This is a genomic window from Variovorax sp. OK605, assembly GCF_900115445.1.
GTDB lineage: Bacteria > Pseudomonadota > Gammaproteobacteria > Burkholderiales > Burkholderiaceae_C > Variovorax.
The window spans coordinates 333,375-353,322 of record NZ_FOWL01000008.1 but is presented as its reverse complement, the minus strand read 5'-3'; the positions used below and the strand labels follow the sequence as shown (position 1 = coordinate 353,322).

Here is a 19,948-nt window from a genome sequence, read left to right as displayed (position 1 = left end):
CGGACGGGGTTCCGAGACGGACTTCGGCATGCGCGCTAGGCCCCCATCAGCTTCACGATGAGCGGCACCAGCAGCGCCGTGGCGATGCCGTTCAGCCCCATGGCCAGCGCCGAGAACGCGCCCGCCGTCTCGTTCACCTGGATCGCGCGCGCCGTGCCGATGCCGTGCGCCGCCATGCCGACCGCGAAGCCGCGCACCGCGGGCTCCTTGATGCGCAGCAGGTTCAGGAGGCCGGTCGCCATGATCGCGCCCGAGATGCCCGCAATGGCCGCGGCCACCGCCGCCAGCGATGGCAGCCCGCCGATCTTCTCGGCCACGCCCATCGCGATGGGCATGGTGGCCGACTTGGGTGCGAGCGACATCGTGAGCTCGTGCGAGCCGCCGAGCACCCATGAGATGGCAATGGCCGACGCGATCGCCGCGACCGAGCCCACGAGCAGCGCCACGCCGATGGGCAGCCACAGCCGCCGCAGCCGCCCGACCTGGCTGTACAGCGGCACGGCCAGCGCCACCGTGGCCGGGCCGATCAGGAAGTGCACGAACTTAGCGCCTTCGAAGTAGGTGTCGTACGGCGTGCGCGTGAGCAGCAGCACCGACACGATGACGATCACCGACACCAGCACCGGGTTGACCACCGGGTTGCGCCCGCTGCGCGTGTGCAGCCACAGCGCGCCCAGGTAGGCCAGCAGCGTGAGCGAGAGCCACAGCAGCGGCGACTGGGCCAGGAACACCCAGATCTCGGAGAGCTTGGCGGGCGCGGTCATTCGGCGTCCTTGCCGGTGATGCGGATCATCCAGCGGAAGGTGAGCGCGGTCACGGTCATGGTGACGGCCGCGCCGACGATGCCCGCCGCCAGGAACGGCAGCCACTCGCGCCCCACCCGCTCGAAATGCAGCATCACGCCGGTCACGGCTGGAATGAACAGCAGCATCAGGTTGCGCAGCAGGTGGCCCGAGGTGTCGGTCAGCACCTGCGGCACGCGGCCGCGCACGAGCAGGCCGATGAACAGCAGCACCATGCCGATCAACGGGCCGGGAATGGGCAGGCCGAGCCACTGCACCAGCAGTTCGCCGGCGAGCTGGCAGAGAAAGAGCGTGGTGATCGCGTAGAGCATGGGGTGTCCGCAGGTCGGTTCAATGGTCGGCGCAAGCGCCCGCGCGTGTCCATCCCTCTTTCAAGGCATGTTGGCTGGCGGGCGGCAGCACCCCCAGCCGCACGTGGCCCGCCAAGCCGAAGGAGGCACAGTCGCGCAGCTTGATGCCTTGCGCGCGCAACGCAGCGGCCAGCGCGGGGTACGGCCGGTCGGTGCGCGCGCAGAAGAAGTTGGCGTCGCTGGGCAGGCAGTGCCAGCCGAGGGATTCGCAGAGCGCGCGTTGCTGCGCCTTCCACGCCCTCAAGGTGGCCAGGCTCTGTGCCAGCCAGTGCTGGGCCTCCGCGCCGGCCCAGGTCTGCAGCAGCGCGACGCCGTGCGTGCCCACGGGCCACGAAGGGGCCAAGCGGTCGATGCGCCGCAGGAGGCCGGCGCCGACATCGGCGGGCGCGATGGCGTAGGCGGCACGGATGCCGGTCAGGCCCATGGCCTTGTTGGGCGTCCACATCTGCCAGACGCGGTCGAGCTGCGCCGCACCCAGCGACGCCCTGCCCTCGAGGCGCAGCGGCGCGTAGGCCATGTCGAGCACGCAGACGCCCTCCGAGGCCGCCTGCTGCGCCAGGTCGGCCTGCGGCTGGCCCAGCGGGCTCGACGGCTCGCAGCACCAGCGCAAGGCGGCATCGGCATGCGGCTGCGGCGCGCGCGCGACCTGCAAGCCCCAGGCCAGTGCCGCGCGTTCGTAGTCGCCATAGCTGTGCGCGGGCAGCCACGCCTCGCGCCCGCCCTGCTGCATCACGGCGGCGCTGACGCGATGGATGAATTCGCTGCCGCTCGCGGCGATCACGATGCGCGCCGCGTCCACGCCATGGAAGGCGGCGAGCCGGCCGCGCAGCGCCGTGTAGCGCGGGTCCGGGTAATGCGCGGCATCGGCCGCGCGCAATGCGTCCAGCACGGCCGGGCAGGAACCCACGGCATTGCCGTTGGTCGAGAAATCGTGCGGCGCGGCGCCCGAGGCGTCCGGTCCGCCGTGCACGGCGGTGCTCATGCCCACCTCCAGCCCGAGGTCGCCACGATCGCCAGCGTCGCGAACAGGCCCAGCGCCAGCGCGGCCCGCTCGCCCAGTTGCGCGGTGCGCTGCATGTCCGCCGCGGAAGGCGCGCGGCCCTCTGCATTCAGCGCATACACGCCCGGCTTGGCCAGGCGCACGCCCAGCAGCAGCGCCATTGTCGCCATCGGCCAGCCGCTGTTGGGCGACGGCGTGCGGCGCGCCTCGGCGGACAGCCCCGCGGGCCAGCGCCATGCCGCCAATGCCAGCAGCAGCACGGTGAGGCGCGCGGGCACCCACGACAGCACGTCGTCCGCGCGCGCGGCCCATTTGCCGAGCCAGGTCCATTCGCGGCCGTTGCGCTCGCCGCGGTAGCCCCACATGGCGTCGGCGGTGTTCGCGAAACGGTAGAGCGCCGCGCCCGGCAGGCCGAGCAGCACAAACCAGAACACGGGCGCCACCAGCGAATCGTTGAGGTTCTCTGCGAGCGACTCGATGGCGCTTTCGCGCACCTCGCGCTCGCTCAGCCGTGAAACGTCGCGGCTCACCAGCCGCGCGAGCTGCCGGCGCCCGTCGTCCAGCGACACCGCCAGCGCGGCCTCGACCGCGAGCACCTCGTCGCGCAGCATGCGCCAGGCAAAGAGCGGCTTGAGCAGCAGGCCGAGGCCCAGCGCCATGGCCCACAGCGGGAGCCATTGCGCGACCAGCGTCTGCAAGGCCATGGCCACGCCCCAGACGCAGGCCGCGCCCACGCACCACGTCAATGCGCCGATGAAGAACATCGGAAGATCCGTTCGTTGCTCGTGGCTGGGCTGGGGTGCGACCCGCGCGCCGATCCAGCCGAGGTAGTTGCCCATCCACACGACGGGATGCAGCGGCGCGGGCGGCTCGCCGAGCCAGCGGTCGATGGCCAGCGAGAGCCACAGCGCGGCGGCGACAGCGATGCCGTATTCAGGATTCAGGTGGGGCATGAGACCCGCCATTCTCGCGAATCAGGCAGCGGCCCGGCCCCGGCGCCACTGCGCCAGCGCACCGAAGGCGATGAGCAGCGCGGCACCGAGCGCGACCCAGAGCCTGAGGACGACGCTTTCGGCCTCGGGCGGCGCCTCGGCGGCGGTGGGTTCGAGCTTGAGGCCGGTGACGGGCTGGGTGCTGTCCGGCGCCGGCTCGGCTGCGGGCGTCGGCACCGCGGCGGGTACCTGTGCAGGTTCAGGCGCGGGCTCGGCCACCACCACCGGCGCAACGGCCGGACGCGGCTGAACCGGCCTGACTTGCGGGTGCGGGGCCGCCGGCGTCAGCTCCGCCTGCACGAAGCGCTGCACGCCCGCACTCCGCTCGCGCAGCCCGGTCGCGCTCACCGCCTCCGAGTAGGCCTTCGCCAGTTCACGGCGCGTGGCCGCGTCGGGCTTCCAGTAGTTCAGCCGCACCGCGTCGAGCATGCGTTCCAGCGTCTGCGCGAAGGCGGCGCGGTTGTCGCCTTCCAGCCATTCGCGCGTGCCCAGCTTGTACCGGTCGCGCACGTACACGTCGTGCAGCGACTGCCACTGGTCCTGCCGCACCGCGGCCGGCGCCGTGACCTGCCAGCCCCAGAGGAACTGCGCGGTCTTCAGCACCTGCAGCGTGCCGCTGTAGCCCTCGGCCTTCTGCGCCTCGATCCACTGCGGGTGCAGGTAGCGGGTCTGCATTTCGCGCGCGATGGCGCCGGCCGCGGTGTCGGTGCGCACCGCGCTGCCGTCGCGCAGGTTCTGCACGTACAGCGCCGGGTCCTTGCCCGTGAGCTGGCGCACCGCCTGCGCGATGCCGCCGAGGTACTGGAACGGGTCGTCGTTGGTCAGCACGCCGTACAGGTTGGAGCTGCGCGCCATCAGCGCCGCATCGACCTGCACCAGGTTGCCCGCGTACGCGCCGGGCCGCGCGGCGCCGTCCAGGCCCTTGCCGTAGGCGTGGCCCATGCGGTCCATGTAGAGCTGCGCCATCTGCGCGTCGCCGCCGCCGCGCTGCTGGTTCTTCCACACGTCGCTGGCCAGCGACGCTTCTTCGAGCCCCGCGCCGTAGCTGCCCTGCTCGTTGGAGAACACGCGCGCGGTGGACCAGCGCTGCGCTTCCTGCGCCGACGCGCCTTGCGCGCGCAGCTTGCCGGCCAAGGCCTCGCTGTTTCGCGCCACCGCGTTGCCGGGCTCGCGCAAGGCGGCCACCTGCTGCACCGCCTCGTCGAGCCAGCGCATGGCGTTGGGGAACTGGTCGCGGTACGAACCGGTCACGCTGAGCAGCACGTCGATGCGCGGGCGCTTCAGCACCGCGGCGGGAATCACCTCGATGCCCGCAATGCGCCCGCCCTCGTCCCAGCGCGGCTTCACGCCCATGGCGTAGAAGGCCTGGCTCTCCAGCACGCCCTGGTGGCGCGAGGCCTCGCCGGCCCAGAGCGTGAAGGCGATCTTCTCGGGCGGCTTGCCGGCATGGGCCCTGGCGTGGTCGGCGATCCACGCGTCCATGGCGGCCACGCCCGCATCCCATGCGGCGCGGGTCGGTATGCGGCTGGGGTCGAAGCCGTAGAGGTTGCGGCCGGTGGGCAGGCTGTCGGGGTTGCGCACCGGGTCGCCGCCGTAGCTGGAGCGGAGGTAGCGGCCGTCGAGCGCGGTCAGCAGGCCGTCGATTTCCTCGTTGTGCGCAAGCACCGTGTCGAGCTTCTGCGCGCGCTCGGCCAGGGCCTGCAGGCGTTGCCTGTCGGCGGCGGTCCTGCCCATCGCGATGGGCGCCGGCGCATCGGCCAGCGCCAGTTCCACCCAGCGTGCGGGTTTCGAGCTGGCAACGTTCTTCGCATCGACCAGGAAGGCCTCGTCGATGTCTTCGCCCAGCGCCTCGACCAGCGGCTTGCCGAGGATCTGCAGCACCGTCATGCGCCGGCGCTGCGCATCGGGCGCCTCCCCGAAGGTCGCGAGGCCCAGCGGTTGCGCGGTCTGCGCGAGTTCGTCGAGGTACGGATGCAGCACGGCGATGAAGCCCGTGAAGTCGGCGCGGATGCGCGCGGGCGTCCATTTCAGGTCGCGGTCGTAGTGCTGCGCGACGAACTCCGCCGTCAGCTGCCGCTCCAGCGCGGTCTTCACCGGGCCGGGCGACAGCGTCTCCCAGTCGTGCATGCGCTCGTGCATTTCCTGCACCCCGGGGCGAAAGCCCGCGGGCGCGAACATCGGCGTCGAATGGCTCACCATCGTCGCGCGCCCTCGGCGCTTGGCGGTGGTGGCCTCGCCCAGGTTGTCCATGATGTACGGGTACACGTTGGGCAGGTCGCCCAGCGCGAGCAGCGGATCGTCCTGCACCGACAGCCCGCGCTCCTTGCCCGCCGACCACTCCACCGTGCCGTGCGTGCCCACGTGCACCACCGCGCTGGCACCGAACTGCGTGCGCAGCCACAGGTAGGTGGCCAGGTAGCCGTGGCTCAGCGGAACGGCCGAGCGGTGGTAGACCTGCGCGGCCTTGTCCGCCACCTGCGTGCCGGGCTCGAAGCGCGGCGGCTGGCGCAGCACGACCACGTGGCCGAACTGCACGCGCGGGATCACGAAGGCCGGCTCGCCCGCCACGGAGCGCAGCATGGTCGACTTCTCTGGCGGGCCCCAATAGCTTTCGATGCGGTGCTGTGTCTCGGCCGGCAGCGCGCGAAACCATGCGACATAGCGCGACAGCGGCATCGCGTCGGCAAGGTTCCTGTCGAGCAGCGGCTGCAGCTCGTCGCCCTGCCCGCCCGGGTAGTACGCCTTCATCGTCGCCTGCACCTGCGCAATCAGCGCGTCGGTGCCGGGCAGCGCGGTGCGGTAGCCGGCCGACTGCATCGCGGCCAGCATGTTGTTCACGCTGCGCGGCACGTTGAGGAACGACGCGCCGAAGTTGGCCTCGCCCGGCGGGTAGTTGTAGACCAGCATCGCCACGCGCCGGTCGGCGGGCGGCGTGCGCTGCAGCCGCAGCAAGGCGGCGGCCTTGCCGGCCACGGCGTCGATCTGCGCGGGCAGCGGCTGCAGCGTGCCGGCCGCGGCGTCGCGCGCGGAGACCAGCATCGGGTCGGTCATGCCGGCCAGCTCGCTCGGGCTGTAGTAGGCCGCAATGTCAGTCTGCGAGAGGCCGTCCTTGCTCTGCGCCCATTGGGCGGCGTCCATCGCCAGCGAGGGCAAGGTTTGCAGCACCGGCACGCCGATGCGCTCCAGCTCGGCCTTGCGCTCGTTCGGGTTGAACACCAGCGAGGCATTGACGATCGCGTCGGCCACGCGCTGCTCGCCGGCATGTGTCATGCGAAAGAACAGGTCCTTCTGCTGGCGCGGGCCGTAGAAGGCGTAGGCGCGCAGGCCGCGCTGCTCGAGCGCGGCAATGAGCGCGTCGAGCCAGCCGGTGTCGTCGCCGCTGACGGTGGCGCCGTTGACCGCGATGGCGACCGTGCCGCTGCCGGGCAGCCTGTCGATGGCGGCGATGTCGGCTTCGACGCGCGGCCAGCCCGGGTGATAGAAGCCGGCCAGCGGCAGCGGCACGGGGACCGGCAAGCCGGCGAGGTTGCCGGGTTGCGCGAGCGCCTTCATGGCCGCGCCGAGGTTGGACGCACCGGCAAAGCGCCAGTACTCGCGCAGGCGCTGCGCCCAGGCGGCATCGACCCCGCGTTCGGCCGCCAACGGCGCGGCCGCCGAGGCCTGCCCCTTGGCCACCAGGGCGAACTCGCCGATCAGCACATAGGGCGTGGCACGCCGGGAGATCGCATCGCCGAAGCGTGCCGCGGCGGCTTGCGCCACGCTGATGTGCGGCGCGTCGATCACGAGCAGCGCAGCGCCGTCGAGCGCCGCGGCCAGCGTTTCAGGCGAATCCGTGGAGGCCGACATCACCTGCAACGGCACGCCCGCGTCCCGCGCCGCGGCCTGCAGCCGCACCACGCGCGCCGGCGACACCAGCGGCGTGCTCAGCACCACGACCCGCGGCGCAAGCTGCTGCGCGTGCGCGGGCGCCACCACCCCCAGCACGGCCAGCAGGAACCAGAAGAAGACCCGCGTCACTTCCCGCCCTGCGCAGGCGCTGCACCCGAAGGCGCGGCACCCGCAGGCACCGCATCCGCCGGCACATAGACCATCGTGCCGTCCTTCAGCCGCCAGGCCGTGCCGGCCTTCTCGCCGTCGCCCTGCCCCGTCGCGCCGCTGGCCTTGAAGCGCGTGATCTTCCGGCCCTCGCGCGTGATGATTTCCATGTCCGGCTGGCCTTCGTTGCGGATGACCGTCACCTTGTCCTGCGCGAAGGGGTTCATCGGGTTGTTGATGACCGCGATCATCAGCATGCCGATCACCACCATGAACACGTCGATCAGGTTGATGGTCGACAGCACCGGATCGTCGTCGTCGCTGTCCAGGCTGCTCAAGATGGAGAACTGGCGACGGCTCATCGGCGCCCCCCTGGCGCGGCGCTCATGACAGCCGGTCCCGCGCGTCCAGCACCGTCACCAGCTCGCGCATGAGCCAGCGGCGGCGCACGGTGTAGACCACGAAGGTGATCGAGGCCGAGGCCAGCGCCACGATCACGCTGGCGAACGCGGGCGCCAGGCTCTGCGCCACGCCCTGCGACTCGCCCGAGGCCACGGCCACCAGCGCCGGGCCCATCGGGATCATGGTGGCGATCAGCCCCAGCATCGGCGCCACGCGGCTGCACAAACGCACGCCTTCGAGCTGCTTGAGCACCACCAGCTCCATCTGCTCCTGGCTGGCCTGCGCATGGCGTTGCAGCACCAGTGCGCGCAGGGGGTCGCGGCGGCGCTGCAGGTACTCGATGCCGAAGGCGCCGAGGCAGTACACGGCATACACGAAGGACAGCAGCACGCCCAGCGTCACCGGCCAGAGGAACAGGCGCGCGAGCTCGAAGAGGACGGTGTCGAAAGCCAGCATCAGGTGGGCTCCACGGGAGACGGGTTGTCGAACAGGTCCGAAGGCCGGCCCCAGCCTTCGTCGAACACCAGCGAGGCGAGCGGCTCGCGCTTGGCCCAGCGTTCGCGCTGCAGCATCGGCTCCTCGTAGAAGCCGCGCACCGGGCCCAGGCACAGCAAGGCGATGGGCTCGGCGCCCTCGGGCAAGCCGAGCAATACGGACACTTCGGCCGGATCGAACAGCGACACCCAGCCCATGCCCAGCCCCTCGGCGCGCGCCGCGAGCCACAGGTTCTGGATGGCGCACGAGGCCGAGGCCAGGTCCATCTGCGGCAGCGTGCGGCGGCCGAACACGTGCTTCTCGCGGCCGTCGGCCAGCGTCACCGCCAGCAGTTCGGCCGCGTCGAGCAGGCCCTGCACCTTCAGGCGCATGAACTCGTCCTCGCGCTCGCCCAGCGCGCGGGCGGTGAGCACGCGTTCGTGCTCGACCACGCGGTGCAGCTGCTGGCGCAGCGCCTCGCCGCGGATGCGGATGAAGCGCCACGGCTGCATGAAGCCGACGCTGGGCGCGTGGTGCGCGGCGTCCAGCAGCCGGCGCAGCACCTCGGGCGCGACCTGGCCGCCCGCAAAGTGGCGCATGTCGCGCCGCTCGTGGATGGCGCGGTAGACGCCTTTCGCCTCGCCGGCCTCGAACGCATGCGCCATCGGGTTCAGTCCTCGATGCCGCGCTGCGCCGGAATGCCGGCCTTGAACGCGTGCTTGACCATGGTCATCTCGGTCACCGTGTCGGCCAGCTCGACGATCTCGGGCGGGCAGCGGCGCCCGGTGAGGGCCACGTGCACATGCTTCGGCCGCGCGCGCAGCGTCTCGAGCACGCCTTCGAGCGGCAGCCAGCCGTAGATCAGCGGGTAGGTGATCTCGTCGAGCACCACCAGGAAGAACTCGCCCGACAGGATCGCCGCCTTGGCCTTCTCCCAGCCGTCGCGCGCCAGCTGGCCCGAGCGCTCGAGGTCCTGGCTCTTCCAGCTGAAGCCGTCGCCGAGCCCTTCGATCGGAATGCCGATCTGCTCGAACATGCGGTGTTCGCCGAAGCGCGCGCTCGGCACCTTCATGAACTGGTAGATCTTCACGGCCTTGCCGCGGCCGTGCGCGCGCAGCGCGAGGCCGAAGGCCGCGGTGCTCTTGCCCTTGCCGTCACCGGTGTTGACGATGACGATGCCGCGGCGTTCGCCCTCGGGCTTTTCGTAGGGCTTCTCGCTGGGGGGAGTTTCGATCTGCATGGGGAGCGGTTCCTGTGTTCTTTATGTTCTTTATCTGGGCAGCGCGATCCACTGGTCCGCCACGCGGTGCACGCGGATGCGGTGGTCGAACACCTGCTCCAGCGCGGCGTGGGTGGCGGGGTCGCTGCAGCCGCCGTGGTGCACCACGCGGCCGTGGTTCATCACCACCAGCTCGTCGGCGGCCAGCGCCATCGGCAGTTCGTGCAGCACGCTGACCACGGTCTTGCCCTCGGCCACGAGCGTGCGGGCGGTCTGCATCCAGTCGGCCTGGTGCGGCGGGTCGAGGTTGGCCAGCGGCTCGTCCATCAGCAGCAACTCGGCCTCGACCGCGAGCGCGCGTGCCAGCAGCACGCGCTGGCGCTCGCCGCCCGACAGCTGGCCCAGCGGGCGGTCGCGCCAGTCCCAGGCCTGGGTGCTTCGCAATGCACGCTCCACGGCCTCGCGGTCGGCCGCGCTCGGTGCGGCCAGCCAGCGCTGGTGCGGCAGGCGGCCGAGCATGGCAACGTCGTAGACCATCAGGTCGTCGGCGCTGCCCTCGCCCGAGCCGCTCTGGCCCAGCCACGAAAGGCGCTGGGCGCGCGTGCGCGCGGGCACCCTGGCTTGCGCGTCGCCGAACAGCCGCACCTCGCCGCGGTGCGCGAGCAGGCCGGCCATGGCTTTCAGCAGCGTCGACTTGCCCGCGCCGTTCGGCCCGACGATGCTGGTCCAGCGCGCGGCCGAGAGCTTCAGGTCGATGTCGTGCAGCACCTCGGTCGCGCCGAGCGTGGCGCTGACGCGGCGCGCCTCGAGCGCCGGGGTTGCAGGCGCGCGGTGCGTCCGGTGCGTCCGGTCGTTCATGCCAGGCCTCCGCGCGCGCTGCGCCGGTGCATCAGCCACAGCAGGTAGCTGCCGCCGAGCACGGCCGTGAGCACGCCCACCGGCAGTTCCTGCGGTGCGATGAGCCAGCGCGCCAGCAGGTCGGCGCCCATCAGCAGCAGCCCGCCCATGAGCGCCGACAGCACGATCAGCCGCGCATGCGTGGTCTTGACGATCGAGCGCACCAGGTGCGGCGACGCCAGGCCGACGAAGGCAATGAGCCCGGTCTGCGCCACGGCCGCGCCGGTGGCCAGCGCGAGCACCACCACCAGCGCCGCGCGCATCGCGCCCAGCGGCAGGCCCAGGCTGCGCGCCGTGGCCTCGCCGAGCGCCAACCCGTCGAGCACCGGCGCCAGCGCCCAGCCGAGCAGCAGGCACACCGCGCCGACCATGGCCATCACCGCGCATGCGCTCCAGCCGACCAGGCCGGTGCTGCCGAGCACGAAGCCCTGGATGGCCTGGAGAATGTCGGCCGAGGCGATGGTGATCAGGTCCTTGGCCGCGCCCAGCACCACGCCGACGATCACGCCCGCGAGCAGCAGCCGCAGCGTCTGCTGCACGCCGCGCGCGAGCATCAGCGTGAGCATCACCGCCAGCACCGCGCCGACGAAGGCCGCGCCCGTCAGGCCGAGCCGCATCACCCACTGCGTGCTGGCGGCCGAGCCGCCGAACATCAGCAGCGCCACCGCCACGCCCAGCGAGGCGCCCGAGGCGCTGCCCAGCAGGTACGGGTCGGCCAGCGGGTTGCGGAACAGGCCCTGCGCCACCGCGCCCGCCAGGCCCAGCAGCGCGCCGGCCAGCCAGGCGCCGAGCGTGCGCGGCAGCCGGATGTCCCACACGATCTGCAGCGCCACCGGGTCGTGCCGCGCGGACAGCAGGCTTTCGAAACCGGTGCTGCCGATGCCCAGGCCCAGCAGCACCAGCGCGGCGCCCAGCACCAGCAGGCCCGCGCCGAGCAGCAGGACGCGGCGCAGATGGGCCGTGTGCCTCACGGCCGCGTTCACGGCTTGCCGCCCTTGCCGCCGTTGCCACTCATGTCGGCGATGCACTTCGCCATCAGGCGCGCCGCCTCGTCCATGCGCGGACCGGGGCGCACCAGCACGTCGGACTCTTCGGCGCTGAAGCGGCAGATGCGGCCCTCGCGCACCGCGCGGATGCCGGCCCAGCCGGGGCGCTGCTCCAGCCCCTGCGCGCTGCGCACGCTGACCATGATGAGGTCGGGGTTGGCGCGCACCACGTATTCGGGGTTGAGCTTGGGAAACGGGCCGAGCGAGGCCGGCACGATGTTCTTCTCGCCGAGCCGCGCGAGCGTCTCGCCGATGAACGACGACTCGCCCGCCGCGTACGGCGCGCTGTTCACCTCGAAGTACACGCGCAGCCCCTTGGCGCCGGCGGGCAGCGATTGGGCGGCGGCCGAGACGCTGGCGTCGATCACGCGCCAGACCCGGGGCGCCTCGTGGGTGCCGAGCACCTGGTCGAGCTTGTCGAGCACGCGGCGCACGTCGGCATGGCTCTTGGGTTCGAGCACCAGCACCTTCAGGCCCAGCGCCTCCAGGCGCTGCGTGACGCGCGAGGACTTGGCCAGCAGCACCGCGTCGGGCTTGAGCGCGACGATGGCCTCGACGTTCGGGTCGATGCCGCCGCCGAGCTGCGGCAGCGCCTTCACCTGCGCGGGCGAATTGGAATAGCGGTCGACGCCGATCAGCCGGTCGCACGCGCCCAGCGCGCAGACCGATTCGGTGAGCGACGGCAGCAGCGTGACGATGCGTTGCGGCGGCTGCGGCAGGCTGACGGTGACGCCGCGCTCGTCGACGATGTCGAGGGCATGGGCGGCGAAGGCGCAGAGGCTCAGGTACAGGGCCAAGCCCAGGGCGGGCAGCGAACGGAACATCTTCATGCGGCAGGTGCCTTCAGGGTCAAGGGCAGGCCGGCCGCCATCAGCGTGACGCGGTCGCAAGCGGCGGCCACGTCCTGGTTCAGGCGGCCCAGCGCGTCGACGAAGGCCCGCGTCTCGCGGCCGAGCGGAATCACGCCCAGGCCGATTTCGTTGCCCACCACCACCACCGGGCCCGGCGCGTCGCGCAGCGCCGCCATCAGCAGGCCGGCGTGCGCGGCGGGCGTGCGCGTGGCGGGCCGTGCGTCTTCGCAGGGCATCGGCATCATGAGGTTGGTGAGCCACAGCGTGAGGCAGTCGACGACCACCAGCGTCTCGGGCGCGCTCTGCGTGACGATGGCGCGCGCCAGCTCGATCGGCTCCTCGATGGTGCGCATGCCGGGCACGCGCTCGGCGCGGTCGGCCTGGTGGCGCACGATGCGCTCCTGCATCTCGTCGTCGTAGGCCTGCGCGGTGGCGATCATCACGGCGCGGTGCCGGGGTGAGGCGGCGAGCCAGTCGATGGCGCGCTGCTCGCCGCGGCGCGACTTGCCGCTCTTCTGGCCGCCGAGGATGAATTCGTGGATGGCGTCGGCGGCCGTCTTCGGCTTGCCCGGCTTACTCGGCTGTGACATGGCTCTCCAGTTCGATGGGCATGGCGCCGAAAAGACGCGCGGTGGCTTCCGGGCTGGACGCGAACCACGCATGGAAATAGCTCGCGCGCACCGGGCCGTGCACGTACAGCGCCTCGCCGCCGCGCGCGCCCACGGGCTGCGTCGCGCCGGGCCGCGCCGTGTGCGCCGCGGGCGGCAGCGGCGTGTCGCACAGCGAATAGTGGAAGGTGTGGCCGCGCAGCACGTGGTTGCCGAGCACGAGCTGCTGCGGGCCGAGACCGGCCAGGCGCTTCTGCATGGTCACGCGGCCGGGCAGCAGGCCCCAGAGGCGGTGAACCTGCGCGGCGTCTTGCGTGGCGAGCTCGTCGAACAGCGCCATCATGCCGCCGCACTCGGCCCAGATGGGCTTGCCCGATGCGGCATGCGCGGCCAGCGCGTCGCGCAGCGGCGTGCAGGCGGACAGCGCCTCGGCGTGCAGCTCGGGGTAACCGCCCGGCAGCCAGACCGCATCGCAGGCCGGCAAGGCCTCACCCGCGAGCGGCGAGAAAAAGGAAAGCGCCGCGCCCAGCGACGTGAGCACGTCGAGGTTGGCGGGGTAGATGAACGAGAAGGCCGCGTCGCGTGCGATGGCGATGGTGCGCCCGGCCAGCAAGGGCGGCACGGCCTGAGCGGCTTCGGGTTCGGGTTCGGGTTCGGGCTCGGGCTCGCGCGCCTCGAAGCGCACCTGCGGCAATTGCGCCAGCGCCATCTGGCCCAGCGGCGTGGCGGCCAGCACGTCGGCCACGGCGTCGAGCCGCGCCATCGCGTCACCCAGTTCGTTGGTCAGCACCAGGCCCAGGTGCCGCTCGGGCAGCGTGAAGCCGGCGTCGCGCGGCAAGGCGCCCAGCCATTGCGAGGGTTCGCGCAGCGCGTCTTTCAGCATGCCCGCATGCCGCTCGCTGCCGACGCGGTTGGCCAGCACGCCGGCCCACGGCAGGCCGGGCCGGAAGTTCTGCAGCCCAAAGGCCAGCGCACCGAAGGTGCCTGCCATGGCATGCGCGTCGATCACGGCCAGCACCGGCAGGCCGAAGCGCTCGGCCAGGTCGGCCGCGCTCGGCGTGCCGTCGAACAGGCCCATCACGCCCTCGACGATCAGCAGGTCGCAGCCGGCGGCGGCCTCGCGCAGGCGCGCGCGGCAGTCGGCCTCGCCGGTCATCCACAAATCGAGCGAGTGCACGGGCGCGCCGGTGGCCAGCGCCAGCCAGTGCGGGTCCAGGAAGTCGGGCCCGCACTTGAAGGCGCGCACGCGCCGGCCCTGCCGTGCGTGCAGGCGCGCGAGCGCCGCGGCGACGGTGGTCTTGCCCTGGCCCGAGGCCGGGGCAGCCACCAGCACCGCGGCGCACGCGGGCTGCCCGGCGGCGCCGGGTCGTTGCGAGGGTTGGTTTATTGAGGCGTCCACTTGAGACCGACGTACGCGGTGCGGCCTGCATTGGCATACAGCCGCGCGAACTGGTAGTCCTTGTTGCCCACATTGTCGACGCGCGCCACCAGGTTCAGGTCGCGCGTGATCTTGGTGCTGGCCGACAGGTTCAGCAGCGTGTAGCCGCCGAGCCTGACCGCGTTGGCCGCGTCGTCGTAGCGACGGCCCGAGGTCTGCACCTCGGCGCCCAGCGTCCAGCCGGCCACGCGCCAGTCGGCACCGAGGGTGGCGTGGCGCTGCGCGCGGCGCGCCAGCAGGTTGTGCGTGGCCTCGTCGCGCGGGTCCTGGAAGTCGACCGAGCCGCGCAGCGTGACGTCGCCCAGGCGCTGGCTGCCCGACAGCGTCGCGCCCTGGTAACGAGCGCGCGCGGTGCTCGAGTAGCAGCCGAACGACGAGGCGCAGCCGGTGGCCGAGCCGTCGAACACGATCAGGTTGCGCACGCGGTTCTTGTAGACCACGATGCCCGCCTGCGTGCCGCCGTCGCTGTACTGCAGGCCCAGCTCGGCGTTGCGGCTCGACTCGGGCTTGAGCGTGGGCAGGCCGTACTCGCTGAAGCGCTGGTACAGCGTGGGCACGCGGAAGGCGGTGCCGGCCGACGCCGTGAAGCGCAGCGCCGGCGTGATGGCGTAGCCGTAGGCCGCGCTGCCGGTGGTCTTGCCGCCGAACTCGCTGTCCTTGTCGTGGCGCACGTGCAGCTGCAGCGAGTGCGGGCCCTGCACGAAGCCGTAGCCCAGCGAGATGGCGTCCTGCGAACGGTCGCGCGAGAGCAGCTTGGCCGAGGTGGTGGGCGCGTTCTCGAGCGCGTCTTCGCGGCGCTCGAAGGTGGCCGAGACCAGGTGCGGGCCGAAGCGGAACTCGTTCTGGAACAGGTAGCCGCGCAGGTTGGTTTCGGTGCGGTAGAACGAAGGCTGCGTCTTGTAGACCGATTGCGAATCGGTCACCTGCACGCGGGTGCTGTAGATGTCGTTCCACCTGGCCGACCAGGTCAGGCCGGCGGTGCGCAGCGTGTTGTTCGACTCGTCCTCGCGGAACAGGATCGGCAGCTTGGTCTTGTAGGCCACCGAGGGGTCGTAGGCGGCCGTGGTGTCGCTGGTGAGCAGCGTGGCCTCGATGCGCTGGTCGGGCGTGATCTGCAAGCCCAGCTTCACGTTGCCCGAGGTGCTGTGATAGCCGTCGCGGTCGGGGTTGGTGAAGCCGTCTTTCACCACGTTGCGCTTTTCCACCGGCTGCAGGTTGTAGCCCTTGCTTTCCTCGTGCGCCACGCCGAACGAGTAATCGAACAGGCCCGACTTGCCGCTCACGCCGCCTTCGATCTTGCGCAGGCCGTTGCTGCCGAAGCCGATGCCGGCGTAGGGGCGCACGCCCTCTTCGCCGCGCCGGGTGAACAGCTGGATCACGCCGCCCACGGCGTCGGAGCCGTACACCGCGGCGGCCGGGCCGCGCAGCACTTCGATGCGGTCGATCTGCGACAGCGGAATGCCTTCCCAGCCGGCACCGCCGGTGGATTGCGAGTCGATGCGCACGCCGTCCAGGTAGACGGCGGTGAAGCGCGTTTCCGCGCCGCGGATGAACAGACTGGTGGTGTTGCCCACGCCGCCGGTGCGCGAGATCTCGATGCCGGGCAGGCGCGAGAGCACGTCGGCCACGCCGGTCGCGCCGCTGCGTTCGATGGCCTGGCGGTCGACGATGGACACATCGCCCACCAGCTCCGACAGCGGCTGCGGCGTGCGGTTGGCCGTGACCACCGTTTCGACCAGCGCGGGGGTTTCCTGCGCATGGGCCACGCCACCGAAAGCGCCGAAGGCGGACACCAGCGCCAGCGGCAGGCAGGCGACACGGAGACGGCGCGCAGGAGCGCTACCGCGTGAAAAGCAAACGTGGGAAATCATGAATGAACCGAACGAACGTCAATGCCCCTCGCCGGCCTCCCCGCCGGCGCCACGGGGCGCCATGGCTGCCTGGTGCACGACCTTCATTCGTCGATGCATGCGGCAGCCGCCTTGTTGGCCGGTATCCGGGCTGGCAGAACGACCCCCACCGCCTTCCCAGGCACCTGTTTCAGGGCGCCCAGTGGCTTGGATGGAAAGGGGTTGGCGCCTTGCGGCGCCGTCTGCTTGACCGTTGCGGGGGCAGCGCAGGCGGCTTCGGCCGGGTCCCGATGCGAATTCGGGGGGCGTCCACTCCTGCTTCCCGTTGAACTGCGCCGTGTGAACCACGCCGCGAGCACCAACGGGCGGCATTTTAGGCCCTGGCGATCGCGTTTTAAGTCGAAAGTTGCGCTCGCCGCTAACATCGATGCCCATGATGCGGCCCGCCACGGTTTTCCTGAATCTTCGTTCGGCGCTGCAGCGCCTCTTTGGTGTTTCCGGCTGGCAATCGATGCTGCTGTGGTCGATCGTGGCGGGGCTGCTGGGCACGCTGGCCACCGAACTCTTTCGCGCGGCGCTCTATCACTTCGAGCACCTCTTCCTCGGACCCGGCGACGGGCTGGTGGCCATGGCCAAGAGCCTGCCGTGGTGGGCGCGTGTCGCCTGCCCCGCGCTCGGCGGGCTGGTGGCCGGCGGACTGCTGGTGCTCGCCAGACGCGTGGCCGTGCGCAGCGCCACCTCCGACTACATGGAAGCCATCGTGCTCGGCGACGGGCGCATTCCGGTGGCACAGACGCTGGTGCGCAGTGCGTCGTCGCTGGTCAGCATCGGCACCGGCGGCTCGATCGGGCGCGAAGGCTCGATGGTGCAGCTGGCGGCGCTCGCGGCCTCGCTGCTGGGGCGCGTGTGCCGCTTTCCGGTCGAGCGGCTGCGGCTGCTGGTGGCCTGCGGCGCGGCGGCGGGCCTGACCGCGGCCTACAACGCGCCCATTGCGGGCGCCTTCTTCGTCGCGGAAATCGTGCTGGGTTCCATCGCGATGGAAAGCGTGGGGCCGATCATCATCGCCTCGGTGGTCGCCAACGTGGCGATGCGCGCGCTGCCCGGCTACCAGCCGCCGTACAAGATGCCGGCCTTCCCCGAGATCCACGGCACCGAGGTGGTGCTGTTCTGCGTGCTGGGCGTGCTGCTGGGCTTTGCGGCCGTCGGCTTCCTGCGCGCGCTGCAGGGCAGCCGCGCGCTGTTCTCGCGGCTGCCGCTGGCGCTGCCCTTGCGGCTGGCGCTGGGCGGGCTGCTGATGGGCGCGATCTCGGTGCCCATGCCGGAGGTCTGGGGCAACGGCTACAGCGTGGTCAACGCGGTGCTGCACACGCCATGGCCGTGGGCGCTCATTGCGATGGTGCTGGTCGCCAAGACCGCGGCCACGCTGGCCACGGCGGGCTCGGGCGCGGTGGGCGGCGTGTTCACGCCGGCGCTGTTCTTCGGCTGCATGGTGGGGGCGCTGTTCGGCCAGGGCGTGCAGGCGCTGTGGCCGGCCGCTACTTCAGCGCCGTTCGCCTATGCCATCGTCGGCATGGGCGCGTTCCTGGCGGGCGCCACGCAGGCACCGCTGATGGCGATTCTCATGATCTTCGAGATGACGCTGAGCTACCAGGTCATGCTGCCGCTGATGGCGGCCAGCGTCATCGCGTACTTCGTGGCGCGCTCGGCCAACGCGGGCTCGATGTACGAGATCACGCTGCGGCGCAACGAGCAGCGCGACACGCAGCTGCGCCTGCGCGGGCTGCACATGCGCGACCTGGTGCAGCCGGCCGAGACGGTGGTCGGCCCCGGGGCCGACCGCGAGGCGATGAGCAGGCTCTTCCTGCAGCACCCGGTGAAGTACCTGTACGTGGTCGATGCGAGCAACCGCTACCTGGGCGTGGTGCCGCTGTCGGCGCTGGGCACCGCGCCAGAAGAAACCACGGCGGGCGCCCTGCTGTCGCAGGCCATCCTGCCGATTGCCGCCGACACCGGGCTGGGCGAGGCGCTGCAGCGCTTCCTCGACCACCTGGGCGAGCGGCTGCCGGTGATCGAGAGCGCGCAAGACCCCGTGCTGCTCGGTGTCGTTGCCAAGAGCGCGCTGCTGGCCACCTACGTGCGGCTGAGCGAGCCATGAAAGGTTTGATCGGCGGGCTGCGAAGCCGCAGAATCCCGAGCACGCCGGGCGCCGCGCCCAGCCTCGGCGGGACCGATTTCCCGGGAAACTACAATCGCCAACCATGCCCGCCTCCAGCCCTATCGACCAGATCGCCGAGCGTGTCGAACGCCTGCTCGTGCGTCACGAAGAGGTGCAGCGCACCAATGCGCTGTTGCAGGAACAGGTCGATGCGCTCACGCGCGAACGCGACGCCCTGAAGTCGCGCCTCGCCGCCGCCCGCACGCGCCTGGATGCACTGCTGGAACGGTTGCCGGCTGAACCACCTTCCCAAGACTCCCCCGCATGAAGCAGATTGAAGTACAGATCATGGGCCAGAGCTATTTGCTCGGCTGTCCCGATGGCGGCGAGGCGCAGCTGCGCGAAGCCGTCGACCGCGTGGACGCGGCCATGTGCAAGATCCGCGATGCAGGAAAAGTCAAGGCCCGCGACCGCATCGCGGTGCTCGCGTCGCTGAACCTCGCGTTCGACCTCGCCGCGCAACAGGCCGCTATCGCCGCTGCCGCCGCGGCGCCCGCACCGGTTGCCGCCGCTGCAGATACCACCGAAACAGACCCCAAGGCCGGGCAGCTCATTCAAAGACTCGATCAGGCACTGGCCGGCGATGGACATTTGCTCTGAATGAGCGCGGCGGACGCATACGGGGCGTAAAATCCGCCTTGTCTGCAGACGTGTCGGGCTTAATATTTCCTTGTTCCAATGCTCTCCGGAGCCGGGCTTGGTACATCGCTAGACGGGCGTGATCATCTCGCGTCAGATGAACCCGAAGTCTTGCTGCCCTCGCCCACCTGAACCCTGGTTCAGGATGCGGGTCCGGCACACCATCTGCAGACACCTATTCCGGCCACGGCCCCTTGCACCAGTTGCACGGGGCCGTTGCTTTTTCCAGAAGCACTTTTTTTCGACGCCACCGTGAACATCGCTGAACTGCTCGACCCCCTGCTGATCGCCGAACTCGCCGCCCTCGGCCTGGGCACCGGTTTCCTCGCGGGCCTGCTGGGCATCGGCGGCGGCATGCTGATGGTGCCGTTCATCACGATCATCATGGGCCAGCGCGGCGTGCCGGCCGACCTCGCGGTGAAGATGGCCATCGCAACCTCGATGGCCACGATCATCTTCACCTCGGTGTCGAGCGTGCGCGCGCACCACAAGCGCGGCGCGGTCCGCTGGGACATCGTGCAGCGGCTGTCGCCCGGCATCGTCATCGGCAGCCTCGTGGGCAGCCTGGGCGTGTTCGCGCTGCTCAAGGGCACGGCGCTGGCGATCTTCTTCGCGCTGTTCGTCGGCTTCTCGGCCACGCAGATGTTCATCGACAAGAAGCCCAAGCCCACGCGGATGCCCGGCACCGGCGGGCAGCTTGCGGCGGGCGGCGCCATCGGCTTCATCTCGGGCCTGGTGGGCGCGGGCGGCGGTTTCATCAGCGTGCCGTTCATGACGTGGTGCAACGTGGCCATCCACAACGCCGTGGCGACCAGCGCGGCGCTGGGCTTTCCGATCGCGGTGGCCAACGTGCTGGGCTACGTCATCAGCGGCCAGTCGGCCCAGGGCCTGCCGGCCGGCTCGTTCGGCTACATCTGGCTGCCCGCGCTGGCGGTGATTGCCGCGTGCAGCGTGTTCACCGCGCCGCTGGGCGCGAAGGCGGCGCACAGCCTGCCGGTGAAGAAGCTCAAGCGCGTGTTCGCGACCATCCTGTACCTGCTGGCGACGTACATGCTCTGGAAGGGCCTGCACGGCTGAGCCGCGCTGATCCGCGCTGATCCGAGCCGGCCGAACAGGGCGTGGGCAACTG

The 19,948-nt window shown here is 71.2% G+C and carries 19 protein-coding genes and 1 riboswitch; of the genes, 4 read left to right on the top strand and 15 right to left on the bottom strand.

The features are described from left to right. Positions 1-35: 35 nt before the first annotated feature. From BM013_RS22465 to BM013_RS22395, 15 genes are read right to left on the bottom strand one after another with little or no spacing between them, the layout of a single operon-like run. Positions 36-764 carry an LrgB family protein gene (locus BM013_RS22465; RefSeq protein ID WP_093129852.1) on the bottom strand — a complete coding sequence of 243 codons (729 nt, stop codon included), beginning with the start codon at positions 762-764 and terminating at the stop codon, positions 36-38. Continuing rightward, positions 761-1,114, bottom strand: coding sequence for a CidA/LrgA family protein (locus BM013_RS22460; RefSeq protein WP_093129851.1), 354 nt, complete (start codon positions 1,112-1,114; stop codon positions 761-763). The genes BM013_RS22465 and BM013_RS22460 overlap by 4 nt, the downstream gene beginning before the upstream one ends. 19 nt (positions 1,115-1,133) lie before the next feature. Continuing rightward, on the bottom strand, positions 1,134-2,135 hold the full coding sequence (locus tag BM013_RS22455; RefSeq protein WP_093129850.1) for an aminotransferase class I/II-fold pyridoxal phosphate-dependent enzyme: 1,002 nt from the start codon (positions 2,133-2,135) through the stop codon (positions 1,134-1,136). After that, positions 2,132-3,106 (bottom strand): adenosylcobinamide-phosphate synthase CbiB, encoded by a 975-nt coding sequence (gene cbiB, locus BM013_RS22450; RefSeq protein WP_093129849.1) that lies wholly within the window; start codon positions 3,104-3,106, stop codon positions 2,132-2,134. The genes BM013_RS22455 and cbiB overlap by 4 nt, the downstream gene beginning before the upstream one ends. A 21-nt stretch (positions 3,107-3,127) precedes the next feature. After that, the gene (cobN, locus tag BM013_RS22445) at positions 3,128-7,162 is read right to left on the bottom strand and encodes a cobaltochelatase subunit CobN (protein ID WP_093129848.1); all 4,035 of its coding nucleotides are present in this window, start codon (positions 7,160-7,162) and stop codon (positions 3,128-3,130) included. Beyond that, entirely contained in the window at positions 7,159-7,542 is a 384-nt protein-coding gene (locus BM013_RS22440) for a DUF2149 domain-containing protein (RefSeq protein WP_093129847.1), read from the bottom strand. The genes cobN and BM013_RS22440 overlap by 4 nt, the downstream gene beginning before the upstream one ends. Positions 7,543-7,564: 22 nt before the next feature. Next, entirely contained in the window at positions 7,565-8,038 is a 474-nt protein-coding gene (locus BM013_RS22435) for a MotA/TolQ/ExbB proton channel family protein (protein ID WP_093129846.1), read from the bottom strand. Then, entirely contained in the window at positions 8,038-8,721 is a 684-nt protein-coding gene (bluB, locus tag BM013_RS22430) for a 5,6-dimethylbenzimidazole synthase (protein WP_093129845.1), read from the bottom strand. Before bluB ends, BM013_RS22435 begins: the two co-directional genes overlap by 1 nt. Positions 8,722-8,726: 5 nt before the next feature. Next, a complete protein-coding gene (gene cobO, locus BM013_RS22425) occupies positions 8,727-9,296 on the bottom strand; it encodes a cob(I)yrinic acid a,c-diamide adenosyltransferase (protein WP_093129844.1) in 570 nt (189 codons plus the stop codon). A gap of 30 nt (positions 9,297-9,326) precedes the next feature. Then, the gene (locus BM013_RS22420) at positions 9,327-10,133 is read right to left on the bottom strand and encodes an ABC transporter ATP-binding protein (RefSeq protein ID WP_093129843.1); all 807 of its coding nucleotides are present in this window, start codon (positions 10,131-10,133) and stop codon (positions 9,327-9,329) included. Further along, on the bottom strand, positions 10,130-11,155 hold the full coding sequence (locus BM013_RS22415; protein WP_093129842.1) for a FecCD family ABC transporter permease: 1,026 nt from the start codon (positions 11,153-11,155) through the stop codon (positions 10,130-10,132). Before BM013_RS22415 ends, BM013_RS22420 begins: the two co-directional genes overlap by 4 nt. After that, positions 11,152-12,048 carry an ABC transporter substrate-binding protein gene (locus BM013_RS22410; protein WP_177206547.1) on the bottom strand — a complete coding sequence of 299 codons (897 nt, stop codon included), beginning with the start codon at positions 12,046-12,048 and terminating at the stop codon, positions 11,152-11,154. Before BM013_RS22410 ends, BM013_RS22415 begins: the two co-directional genes overlap by 4 nt. Beyond that, the gene (locus tag BM013_RS22405) at positions 12,045-12,659 is read right to left on the bottom strand and encodes a bifunctional adenosylcobinamide kinase/adenosylcobinamide-phosphate guanylyltransferase (protein WP_093129841.1); all 615 of its coding nucleotides are present in this window, start codon (positions 12,657-12,659) and stop codon (positions 12,045-12,047) included. Before BM013_RS22405 ends, BM013_RS22410 begins: the two co-directional genes overlap by 4 nt. Then, the gene (locus BM013_RS22400) at positions 12,643-14,076 is read right to left on the bottom strand and encodes a cobyrinic acid a,c-diamide synthase CobB (RefSeq protein ID WP_093129840.1); all 1,434 of its coding nucleotides are present in this window, start codon (positions 14,074-14,076) and stop codon (positions 12,643-12,645) included. Before BM013_RS22400 ends, BM013_RS22405 begins: the two co-directional genes overlap by 17 nt. Continuing rightward, complete coding sequence (locus tag BM013_RS22395; RefSeq protein WP_093129839.1) at positions 14,061-15,986, bottom strand: TonB-dependent receptor domain-containing protein; 1,926 nt, start codon at positions 15,984-15,986, stop codon at positions 14,061-14,063. Before BM013_RS22395 ends, BM013_RS22400 begins: the two co-directional genes overlap by 16 nt. Positions 15,987-16,084: 98 nt before the next feature. Next, positions 16,085-16,343: riboswitch (cobalamin riboswitch) on the bottom strand. Between the two features lie 55 nt (positions 16,344-16,398). On the opposite strand from BM013_RS22395, the gene BM013_RS22390 reads away from it, so the two are divergent. The 4 genes from BM013_RS22390 to BM013_RS22375 all read left to right on the top strand — a co-directional run bounded on the left by BM013_RS22390 (position 16,399) and on the right by BM013_RS22375 (position 19,896). Then, a complete protein-coding gene (locus tag BM013_RS22390) occupies positions 16,399-18,120 on the top strand; it encodes a ClcB-like voltage-gated chloride channel protein (protein WP_093129962.1) in 1,722 nt (573 codons plus the stop codon). A 103-nt stretch (positions 18,121-18,223) separates the two neighbouring features. Further along, complete coding sequence (locus BM013_RS22385; protein WP_093129838.1) at positions 18,224-18,448, top strand: DUF904 domain-containing protein; 225 nt, start codon at positions 18,224-18,226, stop codon at positions 18,446-18,448. After that, positions 18,445-18,780, top strand: a complete 336-nt coding sequence (locus BM013_RS22380) for a cell division protein ZapA (protein WP_093129837.1) — start codon at positions 18,445-18,447, stop codon at positions 18,778-18,780. Before BM013_RS22385 ends, BM013_RS22380 begins: the two co-directional genes overlap by 4 nt. A 297-nt stretch (positions 18,781-19,077) precedes the next feature. Next, a complete protein-coding gene (locus tag BM013_RS22375; protein ID WP_093129961.1) occupies positions 19,078-19,896 on the top strand; it encodes a sulfite exporter TauE/SafE family protein in 819 nt (272 codons plus the stop codon). The last annotated feature ends 52 nt before the right edge of the window (positions 19,897-19,948 follow it).

Bases quoted from the DNA above. Each gene is read 5' to 3' on its own strand.
- cbiB (WP_093129849.1), bottom strand. From the start codon at position 3,106: ATGCCCCACCTGAATCCTGAATACGGCATCGCTGTCGCCGCCGCGCTG.
- BM013_RS22435 (WP_093129846.1), bottom strand. From the start codon at position 8,038: ATGCTGGCTTTCGACACCGTCCTCTTCGAGCTCGCGCGCCTGTTCCTC.
- BM013_RS22410 (WP_177206547.1), bottom strand. From the start codon at position 12,048: ATGAAGATGTTCCGTTCGCTGCCCGCCCTGGGCTTGGCCCTGTACCTG.
- BM013_RS22465 (WP_093129852.1), bottom strand. From the start codon at position 764: ATGACCGCGCCCGCCAAGCTCTCCGAGATCTGGGTGTTCCTGGCCCAG.
- bluB (WP_093129845.1), bottom strand. From the start codon at position 8,721: ATGGCGCATGCGTTCGAGGCCGGCGAGGCGAAAGGCGTCTACCGCGCC.
- cobO (WP_093129844.1), bottom strand. From the start codon at position 9,296: ATGCAGATCGAAACTCCCCCCAGCGAGAAGCCCTACGAAAAGCCCGAG.
- BM013_RS22385 (WP_093129838.1), top strand. From the start codon at position 18,224: ATGCCCGCCTCCAGCCCTATCGACCAGATCGCCGAGCGTGTCGAACGC.
- BM013_RS22440 (WP_093129847.1), bottom strand. From the start codon at position 7,542: ATGAGCCGTCGCCAGTTCTCCATCTTGAGCAGCCTGGACAGCGACGAC.
- BM013_RS22460 (WP_093129851.1), bottom strand. From the start codon at position 1,114: ATGCTCTACGCGATCACCACGCTCTTTCTCTGCCAGCTCGCCGGCGAA.
- BM013_RS22420 (WP_093129843.1), bottom strand. From the start codon at position 10,133: ATGAACGACCGGACGCACCGGACGCACCGCGCGCCTGCAACCCCGGCG.
- BM013_RS22390 (WP_093129962.1), top strand. From the start codon at position 16,399: ATGATGCGGCCCGCCACGGTTTTCCTGAATCTTCGTTCGGCGCTGCAG.
- BM013_RS22455 (WP_093129850.1), bottom strand. From the start codon at position 2,135: ATGAGCACCGCCGTGCACGGCGGACCGGACGCCTCGGGCGCCGCGCCG.
- BM013_RS22405 (WP_093129841.1), bottom strand. From the start codon at position 12,659: ATGTCACAGCCGAGTAAGCCGGGCAAGCCGAAGACGGCCGCCGACGCC.
- BM013_RS22380 (WP_093129837.1), top strand. From the start codon at position 18,445: ATGAAGCAGATTGAAGTACAGATCATGGGCCAGAGCTATTTGCTCGGC.
- BM013_RS22395 (WP_093129839.1), bottom strand. From the start codon at position 15,986: ATGATTTCCCACGTTTGCTTTTCACGCGGTAGCGCTCCTGCGCGCCGT.